We start from the raw sequence: 18,016 nt of genomic DNA, 5'->3' as shown, positions 1-18,016 counted from the left end.
GCTCGCCGCGACCCATGCCTTCGTCTCCGAGGTCTCTGCAGCGCTCAGGGCCGAGGAGATCGCCCGCCACGGCCGCGCGCATCTGCAGACCGCCTCGGTGTTCCACCCCAATCTCGTCGCCACGCCCGAGCTCGGCGAGGTGGTGTTCCGCCACCCCTCGCTCGATTTCGCGAGCGTCCATCTTTACGAGCCCGGCACGCTCGATGCGCCCGCCAGCACGCTCGTCCCGGCCGAGGCGACGGTGCGGCTGCTGGGCGCGGCGCTCGAACAGTGCCCGCCGCTGCGCCCGCTGATGGATAGCGAGCACGGCCCGGTCCACACCTTCTGCGATGGCGGGACGACGCTGCCCGACAGCTTCGATGTTGCCTGCTTCCGCCGCACCCAGTGGGCGCATCTGGCAAGCGGCGGCGCAGGGGGCGGGATGCGCTGGCCCTATCGCCATCCGCATGTGCTGCTGCCCGCGATGCACGCGGCGCAAGCCGGGCTCGCCGCCTTCCTGCCGCTGATCGACTGGGCCCGCTTCGCCCGCGCGTCGCTCGGGGATCGGCTCGCGGTCCATGATTTCGAGGGGCTGGTGGCTGGCTGCGGCGATGCGCATCAGGCGATCATCTGCCTGATGCCGAACGAACACCACGAGACCATCGCCGCGCGGATTGAGCTCACCGGCCTTGCACCGGGGTGTTACGGAGTGACGCAGGTCAACACCGTCACCGGCAGGCGGGAGAGCCGGGCGGTGCACACCCGGCAGGACGGTTCGCTGGTGGTGCTGGCGGTGGGCGGCGGGCACGATCTCGCTCTTGCGATCAGCACCGCGCCGGACGCCTGCTAGAGCGCTAGAGCGCCTGCTTCCACGCCATCGCCCGCATCCCCGCCGCCAGCGCCGCCGCGGCCGCGAGGTTGCGGACCGCCGCGCGCGGGCGCTCGCCGTAATCCTTGCGATAGACCCATGACTGGTGCGGGATCGCCGCGGCGACATAGACCACCCCCGGCCCTTCGCGCTCTTGGGGGTCGTCGCCACCCGCAATCCCGGTGATCGCCAGCGCAATACCCCCGCGCGAACGGTCGAGGCCGCCTTGCGCCATGGCCCGCGCCACCGGCTCGCTGACCGCGCCGCTGCGCGCGATCAGCCCGCGGTCGATCCCCAGCATCTGCTCTTTGGCGCTGTTCGAATAGGTCACGAAGCCGCGGTCGAAGCCGTGGCTCAGCCCCTCGATGTCGGTGAGCAGCGAGGCGAGGAAGCCGCCGGTGCAGCTCTCGGCCGTCACCAGCTTCATCCCCGCCGCATCCAGTGCCCCGAGCAGCGCACGCGCCGCGGCATGCAGTTCGTCGATGTCCGGAACGGCGGCGGTCGTTGCCGCCGCCGGATCGTCTCGCGCTGCCATCAGAGGGCGATCTTCTCCGGCTGGGGCAACCCTCCGGCCTTGGCCTGCTCCTGAAGCTGCTTCTTCAACGCCGCCATCTCCTGCCCGAGCACGTCCAGATCGATGTCGGCCTTGCGCACCTGCGCGAACATGCTGCCGCGCTGGCGCTCCTCCTCGTAGACGTGGTGTTCGACCTGCTCCTTGAGCACGCTGACCTTGGCCTCGTAGAATTCCTCGCCGGGTTCGGCCGTCATCAGCGAGAGGATCAGCGCCTTGGCGCTGTCATGCTCGACCTGCGCCTCGTCCATCATGTCATCCTCGACCACGTCGTGGACGGCTGGGTAGAAAACCTGTTCCTCGACCATCGCGTGGATCGTCAGTTCCTCGCAGATCTGGCGCACGATCTTGGCCTGCACCGAGGCACTGCGGGCATTGTCGTATTTCTCGAACAATGCCTCGACGGTGCGGTGATCGTCGGCGAGCATCTGGAGCGCGTCGCGTTGCGGCTGCTTGGCCATTGAATGTTCCTTCTATCCTGGGGAGCGGTGTTCAGGCGACCATCACGCCGGCCATGTTCATCGCACGGGTGAGCTTGCGGTTCTCGTCCTGCGAGAGCCGATCGCGCAGCGCCGGGAAGAGCACCTCTTCCTCCTCGCGCATGTGCTCGTCGAGCGCACTGCGCAGCTGCGCCAGCGTGGTCGCGAAGGCGGGGTCGGCCTTGTCCATGCGGGAGAGTTCAAAGAGCATCGCCTTCACCTCGCCGTGCTCCTTGTTGAGCTCGCCCGTCGCATCGGCCGCCTCGCGCGCGATCATCGGGTAGATGACGTTCTCTTCCTGCAGCGCGTGCTTGGTGATCATGTGCTTGATCGCGGTGATCTGCACGGTGCGCCGGTGGGGGTGCTCGGCCGAGGTCGCCATCAGCTTGTCGATCGCGGCCAGCGTCGCCTCGTGCTCGCGGGTCAGGCCCTCGCACCAGTCGCGCGCCATCGCGGTCGGCGCCTGGGTCATGGCCTTGCGCCCGAGGTTGGCGATCGCGGCGACCCCGGCGGTGACCAGCACGCTCCTGGCGGCGGTGGCGATGATGCTCGAAGGCTCTTCGCTGCGGGCGTTGGGGGCGTGGCTGCGGGCGGATGTGCGCGACATGGGGTCTCTCCTTGGGCAGGCCTGCGTTCGATTCGGTCATGGCCTTCCCCCTTGTCGCCCGCGCGCCGCACGGCGGCACACGCCTAGGTTAGTGCGGGATGAGGGCGCGCGCGGCACAGCCCACCGGGCGGACGATTCGACCCGGGAGGCATCACAAGCATGGCAGCACGCGCCTATTGGTCGGGGCAGATCCGCCTTGCGCTGGTCTCGATCCCGGTGGAAGTCTTCGCCGCCACCAAGGCGGGCGCGGCAATCCGTTTCAACCAGATCCACAAGCCCAGCGGCAAGCGCATCGCCTATGAAAAGGTCGTGCCCGGCATCGGCCCGATCGACCGCGATGCGATCATCAAGGGCTACGAGGTCGAGAAGGGCCAGTATGTCCTCCTCGAGGAGCGCGAGATCGAGGCGGTGAAGATCGAAAGCAGGCGCACGCTCGAACTGGTGCAGTTCGTAGGGAGCGACGAGATCGACCCGCTCTATTTCGAAAAGCCCTATTACGTCGCCCCCAAGGACGAGCTCGCCGAACAGGCCTTCGTGGTGCTGCGCGAGGCGCTGCGGCAGTCGAAGAAGGTCGCGCTCGGGCAGCTGTCGGTGCGCGGCAGCGAGAAGCTCGTGGCCCTGAAGCCCTGCGGCAAGGGGCTGCTGCTCGAAACACTGCGCTATGCCGACGAGGTCCGCGCGGGCCGAAGCTTCTTTGCCGATATCGACGATGCCAAGCCCGAGCCCGAGCTGCTCGATCTCGCCACCGCCCTGATCGAGAAACGCACCGCACCCTTTGATGCGGGCGAGTTCGAGAACCGCTATGTCACGGCCTTGAAGGCGCTGATCGCGAAGAAGGCCAAGTCGAAGTCCGGCAAGGCGATCATCGAGGATGCGGGCGAGCCGGACAGCCGGGGCGGGAATGTCGTCGACCTGATGGCGGCGCTGAAGAAATCGGTGGGGAGCGAGGGCAAGGCTCCGGCGAAGAAGGCCCCGGCCAGGAAGGCGCCCGCCAAGAAGCCCGCTGCCCGCAAGCGCGCCTGAGCCGGTCATGCCGCGCAAGCCCGATCCGCTCGCCGCCTACAACGCCAAGCGCGATTTTGCCCGCACCAACGAACCGCAGGGCAAGGCGGCCAAGGCAGCGGGCAACAGCTTCATCGTCCAGAAGCACGCGGCGAGCCGGCTCCACTGGGACTTGCGGCTGGAGGTGGACGGCGTGCTCAGGAGCTGGGCGGTGACCAAGGGCCCGAGCCTCGATCCCGCCATCAAGCGCCTCGCGGTGCGCACCGAGGATCACCCGCTCAGCTATGCCAGCTTCGAGGGCACCATCCCCAAGGGCGAATATGGCGGCGGCACGGTGATGCTGTGGGACCGCGGCACCTGGGCGCCGATTGCGGGCAAGAGCGCGAAGGATCTGGAGGACGGCCACCTCCACTTCACCCTGCAAGGCGAGCGGATGAAGGGCGAATGGATGCTGATCCGGCTGAAGCCGCGCCCGGGCGAGAAGCGCGAGAATTGGCTGCTGCGCAAGGTCACCGATGCCTTCGCCGAGGAAGGCGAGACGCTGGTGGAGCAGGCGCTCACCAGCGTCGCGACGGGGCGGTCGATGGCCGAGATCGCGGCGGGAAAGGACGCCGCGCCCACTCCCGCCCCCGTCCCGCCGAAGCCGAAGGCCCGAAAGACTCCGGCGCCCTCTGCGAAAGCGAAGGCGGCCAAACTCCCCGCCTTCCGCAAGCCGCAGCTGGCAACGCTCGTCGACGCCGTCCCCGCCGGCAATGGCTGGATGCACGAGATCAAGTTCGACGGCTACCGCGCGCTTGTCGCCGCGAAGGGCGAGGAGGTGCGCGTCCATACCCGCAGCGGACAGGACTGGACCGACAAGTTCGCGCCCCTCGCCGCCGCCATCGCCGCGCTCGACCTGCCGAGCGCGCTGATCGACGGCGAGATCGTGGCGCATGATGCCAAGGGCAATCCCGATTTCTCCGCGCTTCAGGCAATCCTCAAGCGCGGCCACGGCGCGCAAGGCGTCGGCGATGCGCTGGCCTTCCACGCCTTCGACCTCATCGAACTCGATGGCGAGGATCTGACCGCCCTCCCCAATATCGAGCGCAAGGAGCGGCTCGAGGCGCTGCTCGCCGAGGCCCCGCCCCCCATCCATGTCGCCGACCACGTGATCGGCGCGGGCGAAAAGCTGCTCGATGCGATGTGCGGCGCCGGGCAGGAGGGGATCATCGCCAAGGCGATCGACGCCCCCTATGCCCACCGTCGCAGCCGCAACTGGGTCAAGGTCAAATGCACCCGTCGGCAGGAATTCGTGATCATCGGCTTCAAGGCGTCAAGCGCGCGCGGACGGCCCTTCGCCTCGCTGCTGCTCACGCAACATGAAGGGGATAAGCTGGTCTACAAGGGCAATGTCGGCACCGGTTTCGATGGCGACACGATGGCCGACCTTGCGCCGCGCATGAAGCCGCTGGTGCGCAAGACGCCGCCGGTCGAGGTGGAAAAGACCGCCGCGCGCGGGGTCACTTGGCTCACCCCGAAACTGGTCGCCGAAGTCGCCTTCGCCGAATTCACCGCCGCCGGCAGCGTGCGCCACGCCAGCTTCATCGGTCTGCGCACCGACAAGCACGCAAAGGCCGTCAGGCCCGAGCGCCCGCAAGCCGCTCCCCCTCCCGCCCCCGATGTCGCTATTTCCAGCCGCGAGCGGGTGATCTTTCCCGGGTCCGGCGAGACCAAGGGCGATCTGGCCGATTACTACGTCGCCATCGCGCCGCTGATGCTGCCCTTTCTCGCCCACCGCCCGATCAGTCTTGTCCGCTGTCCGCAAGGCCGCGCGAAGAAGTGCTTCTTCCAGAAGCACGACAGTGGCGCGCTGGGTGACGCCGTGCACAGCGTGCCGATCCGCGAGAAGGACGGGGGGACCGAGGACTACCTCGCCCTCGCCGATGCGCGCGGCATCCTGCAATGCGTGCAGATGGGCACGATCGAATTCCACGCCTGGGCCTCGCGCGCGGATGGGGTGGAGGCCCCCGACCGGATGATCTTCGACCTCGACCCCGACGAGGGCCTCGACTGGGGCGACGTCAGGCAGGCCGCACAGGCCATCCGCCAGCACCTTGCCGAGATCGGCCTTGCCAGCTTCGCGATGCTCTCGGGCGGCAAGGGGGTGCATGTCATCGCCCCGCTCACCCCCGGCCATTCGTGGGAAGACCACAAGGACTTCGCCCGCCGTTTCGCCGAGGCGCTCAGCGTGGCCGAGCCTGAGCGCTTCACCGCGACCATGAGCAAGGCCAAGCGCAAGGGCCGGATATTCATCGACTGGCTGCGCAACCAGCGCGGCAGCACCGCGGTGGTGCCCTACTCCGCCCGCGCGCGCGACGGCGCTCCGGTGGCCGTGCCGGTGAGCTGGGACGAACTCGCCGACAGCCTCAGCGCCCACCCCTTCGCGATTACCGACGCGAAGGCGCTCGCCAAGCGCGCCGCCTCACCCGCGTTGAAGGGCTGGGGCTTTGCCAGCCAGACCCTGCCCGCACTCTAGCGGTTGAAGTGCAGGTAGTTGTCGTTGAACATAGCCACCCGCTTCAGCCGGTCGAGATCGACGATCCGCAATTGCCGCTCGGACAGCTCGATCAGCCCCTCGCGCCGCATTTCCTGGATCGTGCGGTTGAGGTGCACGAGGCTGAGGCCATTCGCCTCGGCGAGATGGTTCTGGGTGATCGGCAGGTCGAAACCCGTGCCCGTCGCCAGCCCCACCGCCTTGAGGCGACAATAGAGCTCGACGAACAGATGCGCCAGCCGCTCGAGCGGCGAGCGCTGTCCGATCGACAGCAGCCATTCGCGCTGGATTCCGGCCGAGACCATCTCGTGCCACAGCAGCGCGCGCAGCAGGTGCGGGCGCTGGTCGATCACCTCCTGGAACTGCCGCGGCTGGATCTCGTAATAGCGCACCGCTGTCAGCGCGCCGATCGAATGGTCGAGCTCGGAGAGGATGTAGATGTTGAGATCGCAGAAATCGCCCGGCAGGAAAAAGCCGACAATCTGGCGCCTCCCGTCGGGCAGGTCCTTGTAACGGCACGCCCAGCCGGAAATCAGCAGGCGGATGACCGTCGGGTTGTCGCCCTCGTGCGCGATGTCGCTGCGCGCTTCGGCGAGGCACACCGGCCCGGTCTCTAGCGTGCCGAGAGCGCGGCGGTCCGCCTCTTCGAGCGGCATGTAGCGCCCGAGGAGACGGAATAGGGGTTCAATTCCCGAGGCGGTCAATGTCGGCATCATCGTAATTCCCCAACTTGGACAGGCTGAAGCCCGGACTTCATCAAGAAGAACACGCGTGGAATGACACTAACCTTCGATAGCCTCTTAGCTACCCAGCATGCGATTGCCTGAAGGGGAATCGCGCCGGCATGAGCGGATATTGACGTTTTTCGCGATTGTGCCCGCTCAATAGGTGGAAGGCGGATCACTTGCCGGGAAGCTTTGGTCGCTGGCCTCGTCGACCTTGTTCCATTCGCTCTGCGGCGGATCGCGCATTGCTTCGGGCCCGGCATCGCGCACGGGTCGCAAGCCGTCGGAGGGTTGGCCATCGGCAAAGGCGGCCGCGCGCGGCGCAGCGCCGCTGCCGGTGCGCCGGGCAATAACATAGGCACCCGCACCAAGGGCGAGCAGCGTCAGGATCATGCGCATCGGGAAATTTCTCCATGGAAAGGATTTTCCGGTTTGCGCCAAACGACTTTCAGTATCCCTATCCTGCATTAGCGCGCGGCAAGGGCTTCCGGCGCAGATAACATATGTTAATCAGCTTACCGGGCGCAGTTCCTATGCTGGGGATTAGCGCGAAAGCAGAGGGCATGGCCGACTTCTCTCCCCAGACCGATGACAGCCTGTTCGGCGCCGCCTTCGGCGCGCTGCCCGATGCGGTCTGCATCCTCGAGCCCATCGGCGTGCCGGGGGAAAGCGTGACCGACTGGCGCTATCTCGCCGCCAATCCGGTGATGTGCGAATTGTTGGCGATCGAGGATCCGACCGGGGCCACATTGCGGGATCGCTTTCCCCATTTGGCGGATCACTGGGCGCCCGATTTCGAACGCGCGATCCTCGGCACCGCGCCCGAGGTGCTGGTGCGCGAGGCGAAGGAGCGTCCCGAAGTCTACGAGGTGGTGCTCTGCCCGCTGCACTATTCCGGCCGCCGCGCGATCATGGCGCGGATGCGCAACATCACCACCGAACACCAGGCCCGCGCGCTGCAGCGCGAGGCGGATGCGCGCTACAAGCTGCTGTTCGATGCCATCGACGAAGGCTTCTGCGTCATCGAGGTGCAGTTTGATGCCGAGAACCGTCCGATCGACTACCTGTTCATCGAGGGCAATGACGCCTTTCTCGACCAGTCCGGCCTGACCGATCCGATCGGCAAGACCATGCGCACGCTCCAGCCCGATATCGAGGACAAGTGGGTCGCCACATATGGCCGCATCGCGATGACGGGCGTCGCCGAGCGATTCGAAAGCGAATCCCAGGCGATGAACCGCTGGTTCGATGTCTTCGCCTTCCCGATCGGCGAGACCGCGCCGCATCGGCTCGGGATCCTGTTCGAGGATATCGGCAAGCGCAAGACGATGGAGCTCGCCCTGCGTCACAGCGAGAACCGCCTTCATTCGCTGATCGAGGCGACCTCGGACCTGATTTTCCGCATGAACCCCGAAGGTACGGTGATGGAACAGCTCGGCGGGAAAAGCCTGCTCGGCGAGGCCACCGGGCCGGGCGACTGGATCGAGGAATTCGTCACGCCATCCGACCGGGTGATGGTGCGCGATGCTGTCGACACGGCGATCGCGGCCCAACAGCCGATCGACGTCGAGCACCGCTACCTGCGGCCCGACGGGAGCGTCGGCTGGCTCTATTCGCGTGCGGTGCCAGTGTTCGACGAGCAGCGCACCATCACCGAATGGTTCGGCATGTCGACCGACATCACCAACCGCCGCCTCGCCGAGCGCGAGCTTGCCCACGGCGCGCAGATGCTGCGGGTGGCAAGCGAGATCGGCAAGGTCGGCCTGTGGGACTGGAACGTCGAGAGCGGCGAGATCCACTGGTCGGACGAGCATTACCGCATGGAAGGCTACGAGCCCGGCGAGGTCGTGCCGTCTTACGAATTGTGGGCCGAGCGGGTCCATCCCGACGACCGCGAAATCGCCGTCGCGCGGCTGGCCGAGGCGATGGAGAGCGGGCAGGACTACATCAGCGAATACCGCGTCTGCCACCCCGATGGCGAGGTGGTGTGGCTGTCGGCGCGCGGGCGCTTCCTCTATGACGAACAGGGCAAGCCGGTGCGCATGCTCGGCGCGATGGTCGACATGACCCAGCGCCGCCGCGAGGAGGAATGGCAGCGGCTGCTGGTCGCCGAATTGCAGCACCGGGTCAGGAACCTCATCGGCATGGTCCGCTCGGTCGCGCGGCTTTCGGCGCCGAGCCACCGCCATGTCGACGAATATGTCGATCACCTGATCGGACGGCTCCAGGCGATGGGCCGCACCCAGAGCACCCTCACCCGCTCGCCCGGGCGCAGCGTTGACCTTGCCGAACTGGTGCGCGAGGAATTGCTGGTCCACGCCGTTCAAGACGACAAGTGCCACGTCGAGGGGCCGGAGATCGCGCTCTCTCCCCACGCGGCGGAGATCGTGACGCTGGCGATCCATGAACTTGCGACCAACTCGGTCAAATACGGCGCGCTCGGCGATACCGGCTATATCCGGATCGTGTGGGACGCCGAGCAGCGCGGCGAGAAGTACTGGGTGATCCTGCGCTGGCAGGAGACAGCGCCGGTGCGCAAGGCAAAGCAGAATCGCAAGGGCTTCGGCCGCAAGCTGATCGAAGAACGCGTCCCCTACGAGCTGCAGGGCGAAGGGCGCTTCACGGTGCACGACACCGGCGTGCTTGCCGTGCTCGAATTCCCGCTGGTCGACGCCGGCAGCATTCTTGACCCGCGATCCTGAGAGGAGTGCCGCATGACCGACCGTGCCCTATCCGGCTATCGCATCGTCATTCTCGAGGATGACTATTACCAGGCGCAGGACTGCCGCCAGTTGCTCGAGGCCGCCGGCGCCAAGGTGATTGCGATCTCGGCGACGATCCCCGATCTGCCAGCGCTGCTCGAGGAAGGGCGGATCGATGCGGTGCTGATCGACATCAATCTCGGCCACGGGCTGTCGTTCGACTTCGCCCGCGCGCTCAAGGCGCAGGCAATCCCGTTCGTGTTCCTGACCGGCTATGATGCGGCGATGCTGCCCGATGATCTGGCGGGCAGCGGCTACCTGACCAAGCCCGCCGATGCCGCGCGCATCATGGCCGCACTGGCGAGCGCCGCGGCCGCCCGCTAGCGGGCGGCGGCGGGGGTCATGCGGCGATGACCCGCAGTCGCTCGCGCTCCCGCAGGGTCTGAACCCGCGGCGCAAGGTAGGACGGATCGAAACCCGCGATCTGCTGCAAGGTGCGCAGGTCGTGGATCGTCAGCTGCTTGGAACGCAGCGTGATCAGCCCCTCCTGCCGCAGCTGCTGGAGCTTGCGGTTGATGTGCACCGGGGTGAGGCCGAGCACGTCCGCCAGATCATCCTGCGTCAGCGGGAAATAGATCTGCTGGCCCTGATGCGCATCGACCAGCGAGAGCCGGTAATGGGCCTCGCAGATGAGGTGCGCCATCCGCTCGAGCGCGTCGCGGCGGCCGACATTGACCACCCACGAGGCGAGCACCGCATTCTCCATGCAACCATAGGAACGCATCGCCTCGCCCACGGCCGGAAAGCGGTCGATCAGGCGGCGCATGTCGGCATGGGTGATATTGACGATCTTGCAGGGGCTCAGGGTGATGACCTCCTCGATCGCAATGCCGTTGGGCGAGCAGTCGAAGTAGAAGGCATCGCCCGGCAGCAGCAGCCGCGTGATCTGGCGCGCGCCGTTGCGCAGGATCTGGTAGCGCGCGGCCCAACCGCTGAGCACGACAGGGAAGGAGTGCATCTCGTCGCCATCGCGCGAGAGATATTTCTTAGCACCGATGTCACGGGGCTGGCGGCACAATTCCTCGACCGCCTGGATCTCCTGATCACCCAGTTCGGCAGCATGCATAAGCCGCAGCAGGAAAGGATTGAACACGTGCTTGCTCCTTGGAGTGTTGCGGGAATTGCACTTTCCCCGATTAGCACCGGCTTCTCTTGATCAAAAGTTACCCTGAGTGTCGAATCCCTTGCGGCTCATCCCAGATACGCTGCGAATTGTCGTAGGAGTGCCCGCGAGCGCCCCGCGAATGAGATGTCTAGCAGACACTGCGGTGCTTGGCGAATCGGCGAAATTGCAAAGCTTTGTCAGGCGATTCTTGCGGCGATTAGTTGATGGCGCAGACCCGCCTTCCCACCGCGTCACGCCGTTTCGGCAGGGCGTCCCCCGATGACGTCGGGGCGTCCGGCGTGGGTAATGCAGGATAAGGGGGTCTCGCCTTGCCCCTGTCACCTTGAAAACCGGATCCAGCGCGGCGGGCCAGCCGGGCCGGAACCCCAACCGGAAAGGACGTAAGACATGGCGAACGAGCGCAACCAGAACCGCGAGAGCCAGGGCCACAGCGGCCGCGAGGATCAGATGCAGCAAAACAGCGATCACCAGCGCGGCCAGAGCGGCTCCGGCCAGAACGGCGGGGAATGGGATCAGAGCAACCGCCCGGGCCGCTTCGGCCAGCAGGAGCAGGGTCAATATGGCCAGCACGGCCAGCATGATCAGGGCCGGCATGGCCGGAACCAGTACGGCCAGGGCAATTTCGGTGAAGGCCAGGGCCCCTCCGGATCGCAGGGCGGCTATGGCAACCAGGGCGACTACGGCGGCCACGGTGGGCAGAGTTCGGGCTATGCTCAGAACAATGACGGCCAGAGCGGATATGGTCAGAGCGGCTATGGCGGCGGCCGGGGCGGCTTCGGGTCGAGCGGTCAGGGCGGCCAGGACGCCATGATGGGCCACTCGCAGCACGGCCAGAGCCAGTGGGGTCAGGGCCAGCAGGGTCAGGGCAACTATGGGCAGAGCCACCAGTACGGCCAGCAGGGCATGTATGGCCAGCAGGGCCAAGGTGGTCAGGGCCACCACCACGATCCGAGCTACAGCCAGTGGCGCCAGCGCCAGATGGAGCAGTTCGACAACGACTACAACGAATACCGCCAGACCCAGCAGGACGAATTCGACAGCAAGTTCGAGGAATGGCGCAAGAAGCGCCAGAGCGAAGGCAGCTCCGGCAACGGAAACAGTTCATCAGACTCGGCCGGCTCGGGTAGCCAGATCACCGGAAAATCGGGGTCCACCACGAGCTGATCGAAAGCGGCGGTGGACACGCCCCCGTTCGCCGCCGTCCCTCCTCCCCGCGCCCCGGCCCATTCGGCCCGGGGCGCGGTTTTTTTGCCTTTGGCGCAGTGAGCGACCCACACCGCGCCTCATATTGCGGACATCTTAGAATTCTCGCAGATACAATCTAGGTTAAAGCGTGCTGTGGGTAAGGCAGGCAGCATCGGCTTACCTGGGGGTTCCCGATCCCTCTGGTGACTCGGTGACCGGGCGCGCGTTAGGTTTCCACTTCGTCCGGTCATTGCCCCAAATCAACTCCCCGCCCAGCGATGGGCGGGGTTTTTTGCGAGCGCAGAGCGAGCAGTCCCGGTCAGGCACGAAAACGCCCGCAAAACCGGGGGAAATTGCTCTCCCATGGTCTTGCGGGCGGCTCCTGCGGCGGCGCGGCCGGTCGCAGTCCGCGCCGGGGCGGGAGAAACTCAGCTGCGGTCGAACCGCTCGAAATACTCGCGGAAATCGACGCTCATCCGCTGGCGCACTTCCAGCGGGGCATAGCGGATCACGTCGGGGAGCCAGCTGCCCTCCTCCTGATGGACATGCTGCTGCACTGCGCTTTCGATATGGTCGAGCTTCTCGCGCCATTCCTGCGTGCCGGGGGTCAGCTTTTGCAGCGCGGCGAGCTGCACCTTGGTCATGGCGTGCTCCTCATAGGCCATCCCGGCGTGCGCCTTGCTCGAATTTTCCGAGATCTCGGGGTAGATCACCGCTTCCTCGGCCATCGAATGGGCATTGAGCAGCACCGCAAGCTCGAGGATCAGCGCATCGGCGCCGGGCCCGCTCGATGCTTCGCGCGCTTCGGCAAACAGCGCCTCGATGCGGCGGTGCTGGGCAAGGATGTCCTCGGCAAAGGGCTCGCCCACCGACAGCTCCTCGAAGGCGGCGCGCGTCTCGCGGCGCTGTTCGTCGGTGGCGGCAGGGGCGAGCGCGGAGGCGATACGGTCGAGAAACGACATGGGGAGCCTTTCGATTCTGGTTTGTCGGGCAATCGACGGGCCCACCCTAGGATGCCGCTTCGCAGCGCCCACTGCCTGCGTTCCTATCCCGGGTTAGTGCCTGCGGGCAGCAGCAGCGCCATCCCCGCGGTCCTCCCACCCCGGCCTCCTGCGGCAGAGCAACACCTCGATGTCCTATCACCAATTCCTGCTGTTCGCGGGCGCTGCGATCATCCTCGCCTATTGGCTGCCGCGCTTCGTTTCGGGCCGCGAGCCGGCGGCGTCGGCGCTGCTGATCCTGGCAGGTGTCGTCTGCGCGCTGGCGGTCCCCGAAGACCCGCCGCTGTTCCGGCCGATCGCCGACCCCGAATGGTGGGAGATCCTGAGCGAGATGGCGGTGATCGTCGCGCTGTTCGCGACCGGGCTCAGGCTCGACGTGGTGCGGCCCTTCGCACGCTGGACACCGACATGGCGTCTGCTGGTGGTTGCCATGCCGTTGACCATCGGTGCGCTGGCGCTTGCGGGCCTTGCCGCAGGCTTCCCGCTGGCGAGCGCGCTCCTGCTGGGGGCGGTGCTGGCCCCGACCGACCCGGTGCTGGCGGGCGACGTGCAGGTCGGCCCGCCCACCGAGGGCGGCGAGCATCCGGTGCGCTTCGCGCTCACCACCGAGGCCGGGTTGAACGATGGCCTCGCTTTCCCTTTCGTCTACCTCGCGCTCGCCGCGACCGCCGGGCTGACCATGACCGAGGCGGGCGACTGGCTGGCGTATGATCTGGCCTATCGCATCCTCGCCGGCACGGTGGCGGGTGCGGGCGTGGGCTGGCTGCTCGGGCAGATGGTGTTCCGCTGGCCGGCCGGGAACGCGCTGTCGGCGACCGGATCGGGGGTGCTGGCACTGGCCGGCGTGTTCGTGTGCTACGGTTTTGCCGAGTTCCTCCACGGCTACGGCTTCATCGCCTGCTTCGTGGGGGGTCTGGTGTTCCGCCGCCTCGAGCGCGACCACGATTTCCACGGCAACCTCCACCTCTTCAACCTCGCCATCGAGCACGCGCTGACCGCGGTGCTGCTGCTGATGGTGGGCGCGGCGCTCGGCACCTATGCAGCCGACGTGCGCTGGGAGCATGTCGCCATCGCCGCGGCGCTCGTCTTCGTGATCCGGCCGCTGATAGGCTGGGTGTCGCTGGCGGGCACCGACCTGCCCCCGCGCGAACGCTTCGTCACCGCAGCCTTCGGCGTGCGCGGGATCGGGAGCCTCTACTACCTCGCCTTCGCCGCCGGGATGGCGCCGGTCGCGATGCTGGCCGATCTGTGGCTGGTGGTGCTGGTGACGATCGCGCTGTCGGCGGCGGTCCACGGTCTCACCGCAGGCGCGGTGCTGGCCGGGATCCGCGCCGACGAGGATGCCGAACCCGAACCGGAGCCCGCAGCATGACCGCCCCCCTCGCCCTGCTGCTCGATTTCGACGGCACACTGGTTCCCACCGCCCGCACCCCAGACGGCGTAGCGGTGGACGAGGAGCTGCGTGCGCTGATCGCCGCGGCGTGCGAGCGGCTCGAGGGGCGGCTGGCGATCATCAGCGGGCGCTCGCTCGAGCAGCTCGACGGGTTGTGGGGCCGGGCGCTGTGGTCGGTGACGGTCGCGGCGAGCCACGGGCTGGAGCTGCGCCACGATGCGCACCGCCGGGTGCCCCCGCCGGCGGAAATCTTCGCCCGCCTTGCCCGCACCACCGAGGCCCGCTTCGGCGCTGCGCAAGGCGTGGTGGTAGAGTTGAAAAGCTACGGCCTCGGCCTCCACTACCGCCTCGCCCCGCGCCTGCGCGAGCCGGTCAAGGCGTGGGCCGAGGAATGCGCCGCCGCGCATGATCTCGTCATTCAGGAAGGCGACATGGTCTACGAACTGCGCCTGCCGGGCGCGGATAAGGGCGATGCGGTGCACACGATCATGGCGCTGGCGCCGTTCCAAGGGAGCACCCCGCTCTATATCGGCGACGACTTCACCGACATCCCCGCGATTGCTGCGGCGCGTGCGCTGGGCGGGCGCGGGCTGGCCGTCGGCGCGCGCATCGCTGCCCATGCCGACGGCGTGCTAACCAGCCCCGCGGCGGTTCTGGAAGGCATCCGGGCGCTTGCCGCAGGCGGTCGCGACGCTTTTTTCACATAGGCGGTTTTTTGCCCGCCCCCCTTGGGCGAAGGCACCCCCCGGCGTCCGGAGCGAACCCATCCCTCCGGCGCGCGCATCCTCCGGCCCGGCGGCCGCAACCAAAGGGCCCCCATGCCCCACACGCAAACGCAAACCCAAACCCAGCGGCTGATCGCAGTATCCAACCGCGTGGCTGTCGGAACCGACGGCGAGAGCGCCAACCGCGGCGGGCTCGCTGTCGCGCTCGCCGCCGCCCTGCGCCAGAGCAACGGCATCTGGTTCGGCTGGTCGGGTGAGCAGACCGAGGAATTCACAGGGCAAATCGCCTTTCACCGCGCCGACGGGGTCGCGACCGCGACCATCGACCTCGAAGCGCAGGACATCGACGAATATTACAACGGCTTTGCCAACCGCACCTTGTGGCCGCTGTTCCACTACCGGCTCGACCTCACCGAGATCGCGCGCGACTTCGCCGGGGGCTATGCGCGGGTCAACGAGCGTTTCGCCGACACGCTTGCCCCGCTGATCGCGCCCGACGATCTGATCTGGGTGCACGATTATCACCTCATGCCGCTCGGCAGCCAGCTGCGCGCGCGCGGCTTTGCCAACCGGATCGGCTTCTTCCTCCACATCCCCTGGCCCCCGCCGAGCCTGCTGATGTCGCTCCCCGGCCACCGCGAGCTGGCGCGCGGGATGCTCGATTACGATGTGATCGGGTTCCAGTCGGAGGAATGGCGTCAGGCCTTCATCGACTATGCGACCGTCCAGTTCGAGGCGACGCTCGAGGCAGAGGCGCTGCGCCTTGGCGAGCGCTGCACCCGGCTGCTGGTCTGCCCGATAGGGCTCGACATCGATGATTTTGCCGGCGCAGTGCACTCGATGGCCGCCAAGCAGACCGAGAGCCGGCTGGTGACGAGCGCGGTGGGGCGCGACATGATCGTCGGCGTCGACCGGCTCGATTACTCCAAGGGATTGCAGGAACGCTTTGCCGCCTACGAGCTGCTGCTGACCGATCACCCCGAGCTGCGCGAGAAGGTGAGCCTGCTCCAGATCGCCCCGCCCTCGCGCGGGGACGTGGCGAGCTACCGGCAGATCCGCGCCGATCTCGATGCGCTGTCGGGGCACATCAACGGGGCCTTCGCCTCGATCGACTGGGTGCCGATCCGCTACGTCAATCAGGGCTATTCGCGCGACGAGCTGTTCGGCATCTACCGCGCCGCCCGGGTCGGCCTCGTCACTCCCTTGCGCGACGGGATGAATCTGGTCGCCAAGGAATATGTCGCAGCGCAGGAACCGGCCGATCCGGGGGTGCTGGTGCTGTCGCGCTTTGCCGGGGCTGCGGCACAGCTGCCGCAAGCGGTGCTGGTCAACCCGCACTCGATCGAGGATATCGCCGAGGGGATCGCCCGCGCCCTCGCCATGCCGCTCGCCGAGCGGCAGGAACGACATCAGGCAATGCTGGCGACCATCACCAAGCACGATGTGCTCTGGTGGTCCGAAACCTTCATGGCGGCGCTTGCCGAGCAGCCTGACGAGGCCCCCGCCCCCACGTCCACCAACGTGGCCCGACTTCCCGATGCGGCCAGCGCCCGGCGCTGAGCCGCAGACGCAAAAGCCCCCGCGCGGACGGGATCGTCCACGCGGGGGCCCTGGGAGATAGAGGCTGCCGCCGCCCGCCTATGGCGTGGTGGTGGTATCCATCGTGGCGCCCGGCGTTCCGCCTGTCGCGCTCGGGCTCGGGGAATTGTTGTCGAGCCAGTCTGCGTGCTTCTGGATCGTCGGGATGGTGCTCTGCGCAAACTGCCGCAGCTCGGCACTCTCGCCACCGGCACCATAGGCCTTGAGCAGGGTCAGCGCCTTGCGGTGAGCGGCCGTCTGCTGGCTGATGTATTCGCGGTCGAAATCCGGGCCGTTGAGGCTTTCGAGGATATCGACCTGCGCCTGGTGTTCGCTGTCGATCCGGTCGGGCATCGCCAGCGTCTGGCCCGAGGCCGCGACCGCATCCTTCAGCGCCTGCGTGGAGCGGGAGTGATCGGTAATCATCATCTGCGCGAATTCGCGGGTCGGTGTGCCCTCGGCGCGGTCCATCGCAACACGCGCGGCGGCCAGTTCGTACATGTCCGACAACGCCACTTGCTGCGCGAATTCCTGCGCGCTGGGCGGCGCCTCTGCAAATGCGCCATCGGCATCGGCATTGCTGCCTGCCATGGCGTCGCCGGTGGCGGTTCCTGCGGCGCCGTCGGCCCCTTCCTGCCCGTCGCAGGCCGTAAGAGCCAGTAGGCTCGCAGCCATCATCAGTGCCAATCGCATAGGTTGTTCCTTCCCTTCAGCGCCCCTCCGGGCGGGTTCGGGCAAGGGTGTAGGCAAGCGCTGTGAGCGGCGAATTCACATAGGCCAGTGACCCGCTTTAGCCCCCCAGCACCCGCGCTGAGCCCGCGTTCTGCCCGTCCAAATCCTTGCCGAGTTTAGGGAACCTGCCGCCGAGGTCGCCGACAAGGACGCAAGGGGGAGGGAGACAAGGACAAGGTGCCATGCCCAAGACCGCCTGCAAGACCGCCTCGAACCAGCCGCCACCCTGCTTCACCACCGAGATGACCGCATCGCTCCCTGCGCTGCGCAGCTTCGCGCGCTCGCTGTGCCGCCAGCGCGACATGGCGATGGCCGATGATCTGGTCCAGGAGACGATGGTGCGCGCATGGGGCTCACGCCATACCTTTCTGCCGGGCAGCAAGTTCCGTCCGTGGCTGTTCACGATCCTGCGCAACCAGTTCTACAACGCGGTGAGGAAGCAGGGCCGGCTCGTCGCCTGGGAGCCCGAAGCGGCCGAGCGGCTGCTGGTTCAGGCCCCCGATCAGGAAGAGCGCATCCATGTCGCCGATCTCGAATGCGCCTTGCGGCAATTGCCCGATGGCCAGCGCGAGATGCTGCTGCTGATCGCGGGCGCGGGGCTGAGCTATGAAGAGGCGGCCGAGGTCGCCGATTGCAAGCTCGGCACGGTCAAGAGCCGGATCAACCGCGGGCGGGCGGCGATGCGCACTATCATCGCTAACGGCGAGGCTCTCCCCGAGGCCTGAACAAGCTGCGGGCCCGCTTCCGGAT

At 67.2% G+C, this 18,016-nt stretch carries 18 protein-coding genes; 10 read left to right on the top strand and 8 right to left on the bottom strand.

The features are described 5' to 3' along the window. Nucleotides 1–829, top strand: an 829-nt coding sequence (locus NBV68_RS08970; RefSeq protein ID WP_296308950.1) for a hypothetical protein, incomplete at its 5' end; no start/stop codon positions are given. 4 nt (nt 830–833) lie between these two features. On the opposite strand, the gene NBV68_RS08965 is transcribed toward NBV68_RS08970, so the two are convergent. The 3 genes from NBV68_RS08965 to NBV68_RS08955 are packed head-to-tail and all read right to left on the bottom strand — an operon-like array spanning nt 834 to nt 2,504. Then, nucleotides 834–1,382: a CinA family protein gene (locus NBV68_RS08965; RefSeq protein ID WP_296308948.1), complete on the bottom strand. Its 549-nt coding sequence runs from the start codon at nt 1,380–1,382 to the stop codon at nt 834–836. Continuing rightward, entirely contained in the window at nt 1,382–1,879 is a 498-nt protein-coding gene (locus NBV68_RS08960) for a hemerythrin domain-containing protein (protein ID WP_296308946.1), read from the bottom strand. The genes NBV68_RS08965 and NBV68_RS08960 overlap by 1 nt, the downstream gene beginning before the upstream one ends. A 31-nt stretch (nt 1,880–1,910) precedes the next feature. Further along, a complete protein-coding gene (locus NBV68_RS08955; protein ID WP_296308944.1) occupies nt 1,911–2,504 on the bottom strand; it encodes a hemerythrin domain-containing protein in 594 nt (197 codons plus the stop codon). 159 nt (nt 2,505–2,663) lie between these two features. Between NBV68_RS08955 and NBV68_RS08950 the strand changes: the two genes are divergently transcribed. After that, nucleotides 2,664–3,527 (top strand): Ku protein, encoded by an 864-nt coding sequence (locus NBV68_RS08950; RefSeq protein ID WP_296308943.1) that lies wholly within the window; start codon nt 2,664–2,666, stop codon nt 3,525–3,527. Nucleotides 3,528–3,534: 7 nt separating this feature from the next. Continuing rightward, entirely contained in the window at nt 3,535–6,021 is a 2,487-nt protein-coding gene (ligD, locus tag NBV68_RS08945) for a DNA ligase D (protein ID WP_296308941.1), read from the top strand. Here ligD and NBV68_RS08940 read toward each other — a convergent pair. Both NBV68_RS08940 and NBV68_RS08935 read right to left on the bottom strand, forming a co-directional pair. Further along, on the bottom strand, nt 6,018–6,755 hold the full coding sequence (locus NBV68_RS08940; RefSeq protein ID WP_296308939.1) for a Crp/Fnr family transcriptional regulator: 738 nt from the start codon (nt 6,753–6,755) through the stop codon (nt 6,018–6,020). The two genes, ligD and NBV68_RS08940, sit on opposite strands and share 4 nt — an antisense overlap. Before the next feature lie 165 nt (nt 6,756–6,920). Next, complete coding sequence (locus NBV68_RS08935; RefSeq protein WP_296308937.1) at nt 6,921–7,163, bottom strand: hypothetical protein; 243 nt, start codon at nt 7,161–7,163, stop codon at nt 6,921–6,923. A 164-nt stretch (nt 7,164–7,327) separates the two neighbouring features. Here NBV68_RS08935 and NBV68_RS08930 point away from each other — a divergent pair, with 164 nt between their 5' ends. Both NBV68_RS08930 and NBV68_RS08925 read left to right on the top strand, forming a co-directional pair. Next, complete coding sequence (locus NBV68_RS08930; RefSeq protein ID WP_296308936.1) at nt 7,328–9,466, top strand: PAS domain-containing protein; 2,139 nt, start codon at nt 7,328–7,330, stop codon at nt 9,464–9,466. Between the two features lie 12 nt (nt 9,467–9,478). Continuing rightward, complete coding sequence (locus tag NBV68_RS08925; protein ID WP_296308934.1) at nt 9,479–9,850, top strand: response regulator; 372 nt, start codon at nt 9,479–9,481, stop codon at nt 9,848–9,850. Between the two features lie 16 nt (nt 9,851–9,866). Here NBV68_RS08925 and NBV68_RS08920 read toward each other — a convergent pair whose 3' ends face one another. Further along, nucleotides 9,867–10,619: a Crp/Fnr family transcriptional regulator gene (locus tag NBV68_RS08920; protein ID WP_296308933.1), complete on the bottom strand. Its 753-nt coding sequence runs from the start codon at nt 10,617–10,619 to the stop codon at nt 9,867–9,869. Nucleotides 10,620–11,039: 420 nt separating this feature from the next. Between NBV68_RS08920 and NBV68_RS08915 the strand changes: the two genes are divergently transcribed. Further along, on the top strand, nt 11,040–11,816 hold the full coding sequence (locus tag NBV68_RS08915) for a hypothetical protein (RefSeq protein WP_296308931.1): 777 nt from the start codon (nt 11,040–11,042) through the stop codon (nt 11,814–11,816). Nucleotides 11,817–12,265: 449 nt separating this feature from the next. Here NBV68_RS08915 and NBV68_RS08910 read toward each other — a convergent pair whose 3' ends face one another. Continuing rightward, a complete protein-coding gene (locus NBV68_RS08910) occupies nt 12,266–12,799 on the bottom strand; it encodes a hemerythrin domain-containing protein (protein WP_296308930.1) in 534 nt (177 codons plus the stop codon). Nucleotides 12,800–12,968: 169 nt separating this feature from the next. On the opposite strand from NBV68_RS08910, the gene NBV68_RS08905 reads away from it, so the two are divergent. The 3 genes from NBV68_RS08905 to NBV68_RS08895 all read left to right on the top strand — a co-directional run bounded on the left by NBV68_RS08905 (nt 12,969) and on the right by NBV68_RS08895 (nt 16,516). Continuing rightward, nucleotides 12,969–14,210, top strand: coding sequence for a cation:proton antiporter (locus tag NBV68_RS08905; RefSeq protein WP_296308929.1), 1,242 nt, complete (start codon nt 12,969–12,971; stop codon nt 14,208–14,210). Next, nucleotides 14,207–14,938, top strand: coding sequence for a trehalose-phosphatase (gene otsB, locus NBV68_RS08900; RefSeq protein WP_296308928.1), 732 nt, complete (start codon nt 14,207–14,209; stop codon nt 14,936–14,938). The genes NBV68_RS08905 and otsB overlap by 4 nt, the downstream gene beginning before the upstream one ends. Before the next feature lie 111 nt (nt 14,939–15,049). Next, nucleotides 15,050–16,516 (top strand): trehalose-6-phosphate synthase, encoded by a 1,467-nt coding sequence (locus NBV68_RS08895; protein WP_296308926.1) that lies wholly within the window; start codon nt 15,050–15,052, stop codon nt 16,514–16,516. 78 nt (nt 16,517–16,594) lie between these two features. Here the strand turns inward: NBV68_RS08895 and NBV68_RS08890 are convergent, their stop codons facing one another. Beyond that, the gene (locus NBV68_RS08890) at nt 16,595–17,227 is read right to left on the bottom strand and encodes a DUF4142 domain-containing protein (RefSeq protein WP_296308925.1); all 633 of its coding nucleotides are present in this window, start codon (nt 17,225–17,227) and stop codon (nt 16,595–16,597) included. A 221-nt stretch (nt 17,228–17,448) separates the two neighbouring features. On the opposite strand from NBV68_RS08890, the gene NBV68_RS08885 reads away from it, so the two are divergent. Next, nucleotides 17,449–17,991 carry a sigma-70 family RNA polymerase sigma factor gene (locus NBV68_RS08885; protein ID WP_296308923.1) on the top strand — a complete coding sequence of 181 codons (543 nt, stop codon included), beginning with the start codon at nt 17,449–17,451 and terminating at the stop codon, nt 17,989–17,991. Nucleotides 17,992–18,016 lie beyond the last annotated feature (25 nt).

This window comes from Erythrobacter sp. (assembly GCF_023653175.1).
Taxonomy (GTDB): domain Bacteria; phylum Pseudomonadota; class Alphaproteobacteria; order Sphingomonadales; family Sphingomonadaceae; genus Erythrobacter.
Note: the sequence above shows the minus strand (reverse complement) of the source record. Positions and strands in the feature narration are given on the sequence as shown.